Source organism: Pedobacter westerhofensis, from assembly GCF_900182595.1.
In the GTDB taxonomy this organism is placed as follows: domain Bacteria; phylum Bacteroidota; class Bacteroidia; order Sphingobacteriales; family Sphingobacteriaceae; genus Pedobacter; species Pedobacter westerhofensis.
The window spans coordinates 1-13,952 of record NZ_FXTN01000020.1 but is presented as its reverse complement, the minus strand read 5'-3'; the positions used below and the strand labels follow the sequence as shown (position 1 = coordinate 13,952).

Here is a 13,952-nt window from a genome sequence, read left to right as displayed (position 1 = left end):
TTAAATATTATTTGAAAAACATTATGAAAAAAACAGCGCTATTAACATTATTAATATTTTTTGGTGGGAAAATTTTCTGTCAAACTGTTAATGTCTACAATTTAGGCTTGAACTATATAAAACAGAATCAATATCTTAAGGCAATTGATACTGTCAAGGCGTTGAGAAAACTGTATTACGATGCACATAGATCAAATCCGGGAAATTTATCGACATACAGCTACGATCAGGCAATAAATTTATTTTCGTCATTTGTGGGCGAGGATTATCCGTATAAATTCGAAGGAAAAGATTCAATCGTTAGAAATCATAAACTGAACTTCACGCCAGCTATACCCTATATTATAGAATTGGCAAAGAAACATAAAGTAGTGATGATTAATGAAAATCATTACATTCCAAAACACCGAATTTTAACGTATAATTTACTGCAAGAGTTCTATGATGTTGGATACAGATATCTGGCACTTGAAGCTCTGATACCGGAAACTAATATCATCCTTAAAAGAGATAAAGCAGCTGTATATGCTAACGAGCCGAATATGGGAAACTTAATTAGAGAGGCACAGCGACTGGGATTCCATTTAGTTTCATATGAAAGCGAGGACACTACACCAGATAATCCGAACTTCCCCGCTCACAGAAGAAACATGAGAGAATTACTTGAGGCAAGAAATCTATACCAGATTTTAGTAAAAGATCCCGAAGCAAAGATTCTTGTTCATGCAGGTGTATCTCATATTTGGGAGCAAGCTACTACAAGTAAAGGCATGTATATGGCTGAATATTTTAAGGTTATATCAGGTATTGACCCTTTAACCATTAATCAAAGTGTGTTAGACGATGATGAATTCACTTCAAGGATAGGGAGCTCTGCAGGCAGTGATTTTAATGGAGCGCCAGTAGTAGTATTAGACAGTCTAAATGTACCCACTGTCTCAGCTGAAGCTAGAAAAGGAGACTATGATATAACTGTTGCGTGGCCCAAAGTCAGAATGAAATTGGGACGTAATGACTATATGTTACAGAAAGCAGGTATCAAAATCAGCCAGATATTAGTCAAAAACAGCGATGTTGGAAATCTAATCCAAATTTTTGAGGAAGATGATCTTGATGGAATTCCGGTCGATCAATTTATAGTCAAGAAAGGGATAAGAAATTATGGGGTAGCAATCGCTCATGGCAGATATCAGATACAATCGGTAAGTGACACAGGTCACGTCCAATGGAGAAAACCACTTAAAATAGATTAAATATTTGATTTAAATAGATCGTTTCAGTTGACCTCCCCCCGAAAAACCAGACCGCTGAAAAGTCGAAAAAATCCGGGCAATTACTTAACTTAAACATACAGTAATTGAGATGGAAAAGAGCAAGTTTACAGAAGCGCAGATTGCATTTGCACTGCAACAGGCAGAAACGGGAGTTTCTGTAGAAGAGGTTTGTCGCAAAATGGGTATTCACCAGGCGACCTATTATAACTGGAAGAAGAAATTCGGTGGTCTTGGTGTCACTGAACTCAGACGTCTACGACAGCTAGAGGATGAGAATGCCAAACTCAAACAACTCGTAGCAGATTTAAGTCTGGACAAACATATGCTGCAAGATGTACTTAAAAAAAAGCTTTAAGGCCAGCCCAGTTGAAGGGGCTGGCCGAAGCTTTAGTAGTCAGTTACAAAGTTTCTGTGCATAGGGCTTGTGCGGTCACTAAATTTTGCCGCTCGATGTGGTATTATAAAAAGATAGGTCGTGATGACAAGGTAATCAGAATGCGCATGAAGGAGATTGCAGAAACTCGGGTGAGATATGGCAGTGAAAGAATCTTTACATTGCTTCGCCGAGAAGGCTTTAAAGATAGTTATAACAGAGTTTACAGACTTTATAAACTGGAAGGATTGAACCTGCGTAGTAAAAGACCTAGAAGAAACCGAGCCGGTGCGCACCGCTTAGAACGCGTACCGCCCTCGCATTTACATGAGTGCTGGAGTATGGATTTTGTGTCCGATCAGCTGTTTGACGGCAGGAAGTTCAGGTCCTTAACTATAGTGGATAATTATACAAGATTTTGTCTTGATATTTACCCAGAGCAAGGTATAAAAGGGGAACAGGTGGTGACTGTACTGGAAAGGTTAAAAGAGGAATGCAATGCCATTCCAAAAAAAATTAGAGTAGATAACGGAAGTGAATTTATATCCAAAGTATTGGATAAATGGGCATATGAAAATCAGGTCATACTTGATTTCTCCCGCCCGGGGAAACCCACAGATAATGCATATATTGAGTCTTTTAATGGAAGCTTCCGTGATGAATGCCTAAACACCAACTGGTTTTTGTCAATGGAAGATGCAATAGAAAAAATTGAAGCATGGAGAGCAGAATATAATACCTTTAGACCACATAGTTCCTTAGGAGGTTTAACGCCTCAGGAGATGTGGCAAAAAAACCAGTTAATGCCCTGATTTTCGAATTTAACGTGTCTTAAAATTGGGGGGAGGTCACCGCTTCGCTAATTTTAATTAGTTTCGGATTAAAATAGGATCATGTATAGAATTTTATTTATCGCTTTTTTTTTGCTCATAACCGAGTATAGTTTTTCGCAGAGCCTTTCCTATAATAGAGGCGGAACAAAATCAACTAATTATTTTGAGGAAATACCCTATCAGGATATAAATGGCAAAATGATAGTCAAAGTCAAAATCAATGGGATCGATTATAACTTCCTGTTTGATACAGGGGCTCCGATGTGCCTAAGTTCAAAAATTTTAACGGCAGTAAATGCGGACAAACTTCAGAATAATCAGGTAAATGATGTAAATGGAAACAAGGCTTCTAGCCCGACAGTCATCATTAAGGATATTGCCTTAGGTAACCTTAACTTCGGTGGTATACCAGCGGTTGTCGGAGTTCCCGACTTTTTTAAATGCTGGAATGTTGACGGTATTTTAGGAAGCAACTTACTTAGGAATTCGATCATCCAAATAAACAGCCAGAAAAAGACTATAGTCATAACCGATCTGACTGAGAAACTTCAACTAGCCGACAAGAAGGGGATTAGTCTCTTTTTAGACACCATTCAGAGCTATCCTGTATTTAAAGTGCAGTTCTCAGGGAATCCAACAATGCGGGTAAATTTTGATACAGGTGACAATGGCCTGCTCTCACTTTCTGAAACTTCGATGGACCAGCTTAAAAAAGCGAATGTTTACGAAACAGTCACAAAGGGTTATGGAGCCAATCAGATAGGAGCATTTGGCTTGGAAAAGGATAATGAGAAGTTCTTATTGAAATTCCCAACTTTTAACATTGCTGACGTACATTTGAAAAATGTAATGACTGTAACAAGTAAAGGGTCAGGAGCAAGATTGGGATCTAAAATGCTTAACTATGGTATCGTTACCATTGACTTCATACACCAGAAGTTTTATTTTGAAGGCAATGCTAGAGAGATAGACCTGGCTGAAAAGCAGTGGCCGTTTCAACCAACCTTTAACAACAACAAAATGGTTGTGGGCTTAGTTTGGGATGAAGCAGGTAGTAGCGTTGCTTTGGGTGAACAGATCGTCGAAGTTGATGGAACTTCTTTTGAAACCGTAGATCTTTGTGATCTGCTCAATAAAAAGTCAATCCTTGAAGGGAAAGAAAGGTCTACTATAACCATACGGTCTAGGGACGGCAAATTGCGAAAATTAGAAATTGAAAAGAAATGAGATGTGTCCTGATAATTCTCATGACACTATTTTATAGTCTGTCAGCTTTTCCACAATCGACAGAAAGACAGCAAAGAAACTTAAAAGCATTTGCGAGGTTATACGGCTGTGTTCAATACTTCCACCCTTCTAGTGAAGCACCCAAAGACTGGGCTGTGCTGGCGGTATATGGCAGCAAGAAGATGCTTTCGACAAGCAATGATACAGAACTGATTGCCGAACTCAACAGTATTTTTAATCGAGTTGCACCATCTGTTCAAATTTTTTCGACCTCCGCACCACAGCGATTTGATTTTAAAAAAATTAAGCCTTCGAACATAGATGGTTATAGCATTGTATCATGGCAACACCTGGGGCTCGGTCTTCCTTTGTATGCTGGTATTTATAAGAGCATCAAGCTAAATATCCCTTATGGGACCAAGGATAAAAAACCCGTGGAACAGCTTTTTAAAACAAGAACGAAGATTGGAGAGTATTTGAAGACCGATATCGTTGAGGGGATTTCCTGTATTGTTCCATATGCATTGTACTCCAAACAAGGGAATACCTATCCCGCAGCTGCTCCTCTTGCTACACAAGAACTGATGCGAGAAATGGGAAATGCTCTACCGAAAGATTCGTCAGGAAAGCTATCACTTACCGGAAGTTCTCCTGAGATCAGATTAGCGGACGTTATTATTGCCTGGAATATTCTGAAACATTCATATCCTTACTGGAATGATGCATCCTTACCAGCAGAAACTATTCTCACTAAGGCAATTAAAAAATCCATTTCAGATAAGAATCCGGAGGACTTCTTAAATACATTACGGCTGATGTGTGCGGAAATGAACGACGGACATATGTTTGTCGATCTCACACAACCCAAAGAGAAAAGCAATGAGGCTACTGCATCTTTAACGCTCACTGAAGCAGAGGGAAAGATTGTTGTTAAAAAGATTAACAACCAAAAGCTTGGTGGTGTCGAATTAGGGGATACAGTGGATTCCATTGAGCATCAGGACATCATGAAATATCTATTGTCCAGGGAAGAATATCTCTCGGGATCGCCACAGTGGAAAAGATCAAAATCCTTAGTTATGGCACTAAATGGCCCCAAAAACACGAGTGCACCTATTTCTATCTCTGGGAAAAATGGTAAGAGGACTTTTCTTGCAGAAAGAAATATGGTAGGTCTAGGTTATAGAAGTGGCTCTGAAAATGAGCCTTATACAAAAGAAGGTTGGCTTAGACCAGAAATATATTACATAAACCTTTCTCGTGACTCCGTGACCAAGAAGTTAATTGTGGAACAACTTTTCAGTGCAAAAGCCATTATATTCGATCTTCGAGGATATCCTCTGAATGATGAAGTTTTTAATATCCTCCCTCATTTAATAAATAAGCCGTTGAAAAAAAGACAATTTTTCTTTATTCCACAGATTATATATCCAGATTTTGAAAGGGTAGGATATCAACGGGATAGATCAAGGACAAATGCCGAAACACCTTTTATAAAAGCTAAAATATATGTTCTTACTGATGCCAGTGCTCAAAGTGCATCTGAAACATTTTTGGCACAAGTTAAAGGACTTCCAAATGTGACGATTATAGGAACACCTAGCTCAGGTACAAACGGGAATATTAACGTGATTTATCTGCCTGGGAAATATACAATTGCTTATACGGGAATGATTACAAAAAATGCTGACGGAAGCAAACATCACTTGAAGGGCATTATACCCGACATTATTTTGACGCCCACAATTGATGGTATTAAGAATGGGCTAGATGAGCCTCTAAATTTAGCTATTAAGATAGCGAAAGAACAAAGTCGGTAATTGGATGAAGGTCATTATCATTAAAGGGTGGAATAATGGAGAATACAAGATTGGGGCAAGCCTGATTTGTCGCACAAAACTGAAATTTCTTTTTGTCGTACAGCTTTAATTAAGGTGGCTCGCCAGGACCGTCTTTTTAAAGGAGGGAATAATGATAGGCTATTTTTATGTATCTAATAAATTCCGTTGTTTTTATACATTTGAAATGAATTGACTTAATGCACCTTCTTGAGGTAACATAAACCAAGATATTGAATACTTATGAATGAAAACACACATTTTCCAGATAAGGATGAAAAATTTCCACTAGAGAACTATAATAGACTTTGCTTTTTAAAGAATATCATTAGTAATCCTAATATAATAGTGGGTGACTACACTTATTATGATGATTTTGAGAATGTAGACAATTTTGAAAAAAATGTAAAATATCATTTTGACTTCATTGGAGACAAACTTATAATAGGTAAATTCTGCATGATTGCTTCCGATGTCAAATTTATAATGAATGGAGCAAACCATAAAATGGATGGCATAACTGCCTATCCTTTCTATATTTTCGGCAAAGATTGGACAAAGGCGACTCCCAAAGATGGAGAATTGCCTTTTAAAGGAAATACAATTATTGGTAACGATGTTTGGATAGGTAATCATGTAACCATAATGCCAGGTGTTAAAATTGGTAATGGTGCGATAATCGCATCAAACTCCACCGTTACAAAGGATGTCGAGGATTATAGTATCATCGGAGGGAATCCTGCTAAAGAAATCAGAAAACGATTTTCACAAGAAAAAATAAAAGAACTTTTAGAAATGGAATGGTGGAATTGGGATCTCGAAAAGATAACAGAGAACGTTAATTTTCTGACAAAAAAAATTTAATGAAAAGCTTGTTTCATTTCTAATGCAGTTTTATACCGCTATATCAACTATAAACTTATCTGTTCCTATCCGAGTAAAAAAATAGTAAAGCAGTCTTTGTTAAAAGCCTATCTTTAATACTTCTACTTCAAATCACATCATACATTATCAATGGACTTTCTCCTGCAACATTTTTCAGATATTACCTCTGTTCCGGAAAACTTAAAGCAGGAACTCTTAAAACGTGTGCAATTACATACTTTTAAAAGAAATGAGGTTATCCAGCGTGCTGACAGAGTTTGCAAGCGTACTTATCTGGTAAAACAAGGACTTCTTCGGATTTATTTCAACAAGGATGATAAAATTATTACTGATGGATTTGCAGCCGAGAATGAATGGATGACCTCGGCTTATAGCTTTATGCGTGTTGTTCCCGACCAGTACGAGATTGCCGCGATTGAATTAACACAAGCCTATTCACTTTCCTTAGAAGACTTGATGTATCTGTTTGAGCATTTTCATGAAATGGAGCGGTTTGGCCGTATAGTGATGAGTATGCAATTCATTAAGCAATCGGAACGGTTAAATTCTATACGGTTTACCACACCGAAAGAAAAGTATGAGCATTTTTGCAATACCTATAAGTACATCCTGGGGAGGGTACCTCTCGGGATGATTGCCTCATACCTTGGTATTACCCAAGAAACCTTAAGTAGGGTGCGGGCTGGTTCCTAATTATTTGATTTGAATCAAATGTGGGGAATTAACAGATACTTAGATTTGCTAAATAAGCTAATACTCCGTGAAATACATCCCGTTTAACTACTTTCAGTTAGTTATTGTCCCTGTCTGCTTTTTAGAATATCTAATTGGAGGCTATCCTAATCTTAACATCATTGCATGGATAACTCCGGTTCTCTGGCTGGTTTTCTTTCATTTCACAAAGCCATTTTATGCCATGCTTACTGGGCTAGTGTGTCTAACCTTGATTTACTCCACGCAGCACCAGGTGAACATTCTAGATGGGGTTAGCTTTCATCTGACTAATCTGTTTTTTTCGTTGACCTATCTGCTCCCCTTTTTGATTAATCGCCTGCTTTATAATCAGATTCCGGTAACATTCAAGTGGCTTTTATTGCCTTTATGCGGTGTAACTGTGGAATACCTTATGTCTCTAAGTTCAAACGGAACATGGGGTTCAGTAGGCTATAGCCAAACCAATATTTACCTGTTGCAGGTTCTTTCCGTAACGGGTATCTACGGAATCGTCTTTATTATTTACCTAAATGCTGCCTTGCTTTTTGAGATTATTATTTCAGCTTTTCACAAAAGGGCAAGGTTTAGGTTTGCGGGTTTTGCTTCTAGCCTACTAGTCCTTGCTTTCGGGTTTGGCTTTGTTAGACTTCAAATGGATAATCCGGTTAAGCAAAAAGTAAAAGTAATGGGCTTAACATTTCAGGGAAAAGAAGCCTGGCCCTGGTTTCAGGAGATGGTATGGCAGGGGAATGTCTCCATACAACAGCGGAAAAAAGAAATCAGCCTCAAATCTATTCGTACGAACCTTTTCTACTTGCGGGAAACCAAAGAAGCAATTAGGGTCTACCATCCGAAGTGGGTTATTTGGAATGAAGCAAGCCTACTTGTACTGCAAACAGATTATCTAAACTTTGTACAGGTAAATAGTCGCTTCGCGAAAGAGAACGCTGTCTTTCTTGGGTTGCCCTACTATCTAGCGAGTGATGGATTTCCCCGGCAAAAAGCGGAAAATCATTTTATAATATTTAACCCAGATGGAAAGATCATTTACGATTACCAGAAAAATAAGCCAGTTGACCAGATGGAACCTGCGCTTGCTTCAACGGTGAAACCCAGGGTATTTGCAACAGGCGGCATTATGTATTCAGGTGCGATATGTGCGGACTTTGATTACCCCCAACTCATCCGGCATATGCGTCAGGCCGACCTGGTTTTTGCGCCCTCTGCAGACTGGCCGGGCATCAAAGATTTGCATGCCACAATGGCTAATGCTCGTGCTATAGAAAATGGCTTCGCGTTATTTAGAATAACGGGTAATGGCAAATCCTCAGTTTCTGACAGTAGAGGACAGATTTTGGAAAGCCAGTATCACTTAAAACGAGCTACACAACTATTAATAAGCGATGTGCCAATTGGTAAAAGAAAAACGGTTTATGCCGTTGTAAGTGATTTATTTTCTTGGCTGTGCATAGCAGGGGTGGCAATTATCTTTGTTTATGCAATCATAACACACGCAAATAAAAGATATGGAAAGAATTGAAAGGCTTTAGAAGATTAATTCTGTGTTTCAAAGTTAATATAAACAAATCAATGTCTGTGGGTACCTATATTTATGGGGCATTACAAAAAGCAGTGGAATAATGATAATGCCTTTAAGTTTGCTCGCAAAATACACGGCAAGATACCGCTGAAGAAAAAAGGCAAAACATCAATAAAGTTCACAAAATAGTCTCTCGAATACTCATCTCATTTTGCTATAAAAAAACGGTGAAATAATGATAATGACTTAACGAATACCTTCGTTTTCGTGTATCACTTCCGCCAGGCTTACAGTATCAAGACTTATACTATCCAGTCACATTATTTAGAACCAGTTTTGATGTCCGTTAATGAACTCAGTTGTTCGTTTGAAGGACCTAAAGTCCTGCCTTTGAACTAAAAAAACCTTTGAATATATCCCAAGGTCTTAACATAATTTTTAAAAATCTTTCCCACATGGGAAAAATTTTTGTACCCGAGATATTAGTGGGTACAAACCAATTCCTTAGTGATTTAACTGTCACTGCGAATATAGGAACGTTTATTGAAGATCTGAAAAATACGCATCTAGGACTGATAGGATAGGTTTCCGGTAACCAAGTATTTCTAAATGTACCAATTAATGTCCTTCCCATGTGGTAATTTCATATTGGTGGCACTTCCCATATGGGAGGTGCCATAAAAAGCTTCGTATGGTAGGTAATTTCGCCTTCATAAAAACTAGTATCGACAGTTGATATTAGCAAATAGTCATGCAGATAGCATGCATTCAGAAGAATACCGAATTCCCATGGCATTGTTACGTCCTTTTTAATTATGATTTGACAGATATATAATTACTTTCCTCAGCCTTCTTCGCTTTCGCTGCACTAAAAATGCAGAATTTCTTTCATCTTTAATGCCGAAAGGCGGATCAACTTTGTCAATACGATTTCCCCTCTTATGAGCACATTATGGACAAACTGCATCCGCTCACATCTTTAAGAAACGATTCAGCTCCTGATAGCACTACTTTAATCCTGTCAAAGGCCTGGCGCTGTTTGGTAGACAACGACTGAGTTTTTAACCCGGGCTGAACAATTGTTATTTCAACAGGAATTACAGGGTTGTCAAAAGAATCTAATATCGCTTTCAAATCGATGAGATTTCCTTTTTTGATCTTTGAGTTACTTTTATTTCGGTCGGCCCGGTCATAAAGTTGTTTAATCAGCAAATTCCGATTTGCCCAATTGACAGATTTAACTGCCTGACCACAAACGTCATAAATATCGTCTACATTGCAGTTTGGCTCATCACCAGCCTGCTTCTTACAGTGCCAAAACTGAACTTTTCCTTTTTTCAAACCAATTACATCTGCAATTTCTAGTGAGCCATGATCATAAAATACAACATCATAATCTTGTTTTGCTAACTCAATGATATATTCATGTATAGATATTTTCGTGTTCCCAGTTAATTTATTGTTCGCTATATCTGAATCTGAAAAATACTCCTTTTTAACCTCAACATGAACTGGCCAGTTGTGCCCTATAATCTGATCATCACTAATGGTCCGGTTACCCTCATCTCTAAATTCAAAATATACTTTTCCAACTAACTTCGATAGGTCTTCAAAGAAAATATTAACTGGACTATCGTTTAAAATGGCAAGGAAAGCCTCCGGACTACCAAAACTATTACCCCGACTGACGGCTATAGTATTTAAAGTAGTAGCGGAAAATACGAACGCAGCTTTAGGATTCAATGAATATTCGATTGTGGATACGTAATCCGCTTTAGAGATTTCTAAGGTAAGCAGGGAAGTGCCTTGATTGACTACCTTGATGTCGCACGAACAAAGCAGGGCTTCACAAACAGCTTCTTCATCCACATCCAAAAAAACTATAGTTGTATTTTTGCTGTATTGAGAATGATCCCAGTCAGCAAAGAACACAGGAATTGCTGGAAATTCATCGATAACTTTCCCGGTATCTAGATCTGATAAAGGCGACTCTAGCTTATCCATTTCGGGATCTCCTACCTTCCTGGCAATTCCAGCACACCATTCCACGAAATACTTGATTTTCTTATCTTCCAAAGCCCAAACTTTAGAGCTGGACGTAACTCCCAACAGTAAATCTTTTTTTAATACGGTATCATAAGCTCCGCCAAATGAATGACCACGTGTGTAACTAAACTTATCCGTAGCTGAAACAGAATTCTGCGCTAGGGATCCTAAAAACTGCTTATACGACTCACTATTGCCTTTATTCTTCCTGCTTCTCAGGCCAACGTTGTAAAATTTCGGCTCTCTCCATCCTGCCATAGCACGTTTTAACAATGGCAAATGAACGATGTCATGTAGAACCTCATCTTCGAGGTATTGAGTCACTATGTGCTCATACAGTTCCGGATCTTTTAGTGTTGCTCCAATAAAAAACAAAGAGTTGTCCTTATCGTGATAAACTATGAAAAATTCATTTTTTACATCTTTCAATTTATCATCTTTAATATACCAGGAGGGAGTTTTCAGCTCTGCCACCACGTGAATAGCCACATCATGGGTTTTGCTCACATGGTGGTGACGCACCATTGCATTTTTTAGCGCCTCAGTACCTGAAAAATCGATCAGTCTTGTAATGTCAATTGAGGCCGCCTCATCATCAGGATCTAGTAATATTTTAGGTGGAATAATTTTGTAAACCTTTGCATGAAAAAATGGTCTTAGGTCATCATCTGCCAGAGACAATGGCTCTTCATATTCAAGGGCGATGGGTTCCTGGTCTTCAGTAACATCTTCAAAAGAATCAAAGAAATCCTGCTCGTCTTCTGTTTTTTGTATCCTATGCTTATGGAGATCTGGTAAAATAACAGACCAGTCTTTGGTATCTTCTTTATATAACTGATGGGTACCAAGTTTAAACTCGTGTTCTCCAGCAATTACGGTAGCCAGACTCCCCTCGGCTGTGTTTGTCCTTGAAATTCTTCCTACAAACTGTAAAGTAATAGCTAAAGATTTATGCGGGATGTGTACTGCCGCAATCTTGAGAGCTGGAAAATCATACCCCTCCCCCATAATATTAACACAAATTACACCATCAATTTCACCTTTAGTCAATTGATCAATGCGTGATTTGATGGTGGACGTACTTAACTCACTATGAACAACCGCTAATTTTAATTTCGTATGTTCTCCGTAAATTTTATGAAGTTCATCCGCATCTTTTCTCCTATCAGTTCGGATGATGATTCGATGGTCATTGTGTAAGCGCACTTTGTATATTTCTTCTGCTTTTTTTGCTATTGCGATATTCTTATCCAAATCTGAAGTTCCGTTCGCCGTTACTACTGGAATAAATTGAATTTTACTAAACAGTCCATCCTCATATGCTTGTTTAAGAGAATAATTATATACCAGCCTTGCCTTTAAATCCCGATTGTCACGACGGAAAGGCGTAGCTGTCAACAATACTTGCTTTGCTTGGTCAAACGCTTCTAAAATATTTATCCAGGATTTTGCGCGGCTATGATGGGCCTCATCTACAAAAACAAGGTCGAAAGCTTTTTCCCCAATCGTTTCAGTTAGGTCTTCGACTTTATTAAGTGTACCAGGTATCGCTACAACAACATCATTCGATTTTAAAATTTTCGCCCATTCTTTCTTGTCATTAATAACACTTGTCAATTCATATACCCTTGGTAACAATCTTCCACCAGGAATAATACCCTTCTCCAAAAGTACTTTAGGATCCCTAAAATTCTTGGTAATTTGTTCACGAACTAATTGGCTCGGAGTGATCACCAAGATTTTTTGCCCCTGCAGCGCATAGCTTAAGACAACCATGACAGCCGTTTTTCCGGTTCCTGTCGGCATCGTAATTAATGCCGGCCCACTTCGGGTGCTAAAATGTGACAAAACAGATCCAATAGCTCCGATTTGATTTTTATACAATCCAGCTTTATTATTTTTTTGCTGAAAAAGTTGCAGCTTATTGTATCCTTTTGTAAAACAGTTCATAGGAGCGCGTTAAGACTTGAAAGTTAAAGAAAATCACTCGTATACTCAATTGATTAACTAAACTAAATGAGAGGATTAAATGTGAATAATTCCCTGAAGCAGCTGCATTTTAAATATGGAAAATCAAATCTCAGCCACACATGCACCAGGTGCAATGCACGATGCAGATCAAGTACTCACGCCAATTTAATCCCTCTGGCTGCTTGTGGAACCGATAAGATGATCAGCCAGACGGCGCTCTCTAACTTGAAAGAACATTGTACTACCAGTATTGAGCAGGATGTGTTTAAGGCAATGGAGGCTTTTGTAAAGGCAAGCAATGCGCTGAATTCGCTTAAGCCTAACACACTAAGCATTGAATGCAGCTACTTGTCCCAAGATTTCGACGGGACCTTGGCGGTAAACTACTACAAACTGTAAAATCATTCCCCTGGCCACCGAAGCGACCAGGGGAATAATACATTGAATTACGTTACCAATTTTTCATTTAGAGAGCTTAATGGATATTCCGGATGGCATGACCAGGCGATTCCGTAGGATGGAGACCACCGATTTTGTTAATCAGTATAGAGAAATTCAAATTTATAATCAATGAATTATGATGGTCAAAGTCTTCCGGAACGGGCTGTCTGCAATTCCGGAACGAGGTGATCAATCGCCGCGGAATGTCCATTAATGTTCCATGAAGATGCGGTGGAATTGGTACTTGATGACCTGGAACTCGATTCTGACGTTGTTACTTTAAAATATCTAGCGATGTACCGTCGTATATTAAAATGGATAATGGAAACCGGTTGTGAGGTGGAGATGAAAATTGTGGACATGAAACCAGATTCCAGGCAGAAGGTTGAACGTTGGTTAGACCAGTTGTTGTTTTTAGGCGATATGATGATGACCTGCGTAACAGTGTACGCCGAACAAGGGATGATTGAAGATGTTGGAGAACTGTATTTTGATGAAAATGATCTTTATGTTTTTTCCCGCCGTCATCATTACAACATGATATTTAATCACATTATCCAGGAATCCGGGAATCAGTATGAAAAGCAAGTTTATGATGAGAACGGCATCGAAGATTTGCAGAGTGCGATAGAAAAACATCTGGGTGTTACTTATGAAAGCCAGGTGCGTATTTCAGCGAAAGTGCCCCCTCTGTTTCGGGTCAAACTGACCCCCCCACTGGCTGCCGAGCGTAGTAGCGGATGCTCCACTAAGTACTACCAAAGATAATAAATTCCCGCCGCCCCCATCTGGCACTGAGCAAAAGCAGCT

10 protein-coding genes are annotated in these 13,952 nt (G+C 38.7%); 9 read left to right on the top strand and 1 reads right to left on the bottom strand.

Translation table 11 applies throughout. The features are described from left to right. Positions 1-23: 23 nt before the first annotated feature. From FN831_RS26390 to FN831_RS26360, 7 genes are all read left to right on the top strand, one after another. A complete protein-coding gene (locus FN831_RS26390) occupies positions 24-1,253 on the top strand; it encodes a hypothetical protein (RefSeq protein WP_142531214.1) in 1,230 nt (409 codons plus the stop codon). Between the two features lie 109 nt (positions 1,254-1,362). Continuing rightward, positions 1,363-2,459, top strand: a protein-coding gene (locus FN831_RS26385; RefSeq protein WP_142531213.1) for an IS3 family transposase whose coding sequence is annotated in 2 segments (ribosomal slippage) — positions 1,363-1,624 and positions 1,624-2,459 — 1,098 coding nt in all. Because the reading frame shifts where the segments join, the coding sequence is not laid out codon by codon here. 81 nt (positions 2,460-2,540) lie between these two features. Further along, positions 2,541-3,707, top strand: a complete 1,167-nt coding sequence (locus FN831_RS26380; RefSeq protein ID WP_142531212.1) for a retropepsin-like aspartic protease — start codon at positions 2,541-2,543, stop codon at positions 3,705-3,707. Between the two features lie 20 nt (positions 3,708-3,727). Continuing rightward, positions 3,728-5,527, top strand: a complete 1,800-nt coding sequence (locus FN831_RS26375) for a S41 family peptidase (RefSeq protein WP_185960615.1) — start codon at positions 3,728-3,730, stop codon at positions 5,525-5,527. A 261-nt stretch (positions 5,528-5,788) separates the two neighbouring features. After that, positions 5,789-6,409, top strand: a complete 621-nt coding sequence (locus FN831_RS26370) for a Vat family streptogramin A O-acetyltransferase (protein WP_142531210.1) — start codon at positions 5,789-5,791, stop codon at positions 6,407-6,409. Positions 6,410-6,559: 150 nt separating this feature from the next. Then, entirely contained in the window at positions 6,560-7,123 is a 564-nt protein-coding gene (locus tag FN831_RS26365; protein ID WP_142531209.1) for a Crp/Fnr family transcriptional regulator, read from the top strand. Between the two features lie 67 nt (positions 7,124-7,190). Then, complete coding sequence (locus FN831_RS26360) at positions 7,191-8,684, top strand: nitrilase-related carbon-nitrogen hydrolase (protein ID WP_142531208.1); 1,494 nt, start codon at positions 7,191-7,193, stop codon at positions 8,682-8,684. A gap of 939 nt (positions 8,685-9,623) precedes the next feature. On the opposite strand, the gene FN831_RS26355 is transcribed toward FN831_RS26360, so the two are convergent. Beyond that, positions 9,624-12,680 (bottom strand): DEAD/DEAH box helicase, encoded by a 3,057-nt coding sequence (locus tag FN831_RS26355; RefSeq protein WP_142531207.1) that lies wholly within the window; start codon positions 12,678-12,680, stop codon positions 9,624-9,626. A gap of 66 nt (positions 12,681-12,746) precedes the next feature. On the opposite strand from FN831_RS26355, the gene FN831_RS26350 reads away from it, so the two are divergent. Beyond that, a complete protein-coding gene (locus FN831_RS26350; RefSeq protein ID WP_142531206.1) occupies positions 12,747-13,100 on the top strand; it encodes a hypothetical protein in 354 nt (117 codons plus the stop codon). A gap of 255 nt (positions 13,101-13,355) precedes the next feature. Further along, positions 13,356-13,910 (top strand): hypothetical protein, encoded by a 555-nt coding sequence (locus tag FN831_RS26345; RefSeq protein WP_142531205.1) that lies wholly within the window; start codon positions 13,356-13,358, stop codon positions 13,908-13,910. Positions 13,911-13,952 lie beyond the last annotated feature (42 nt).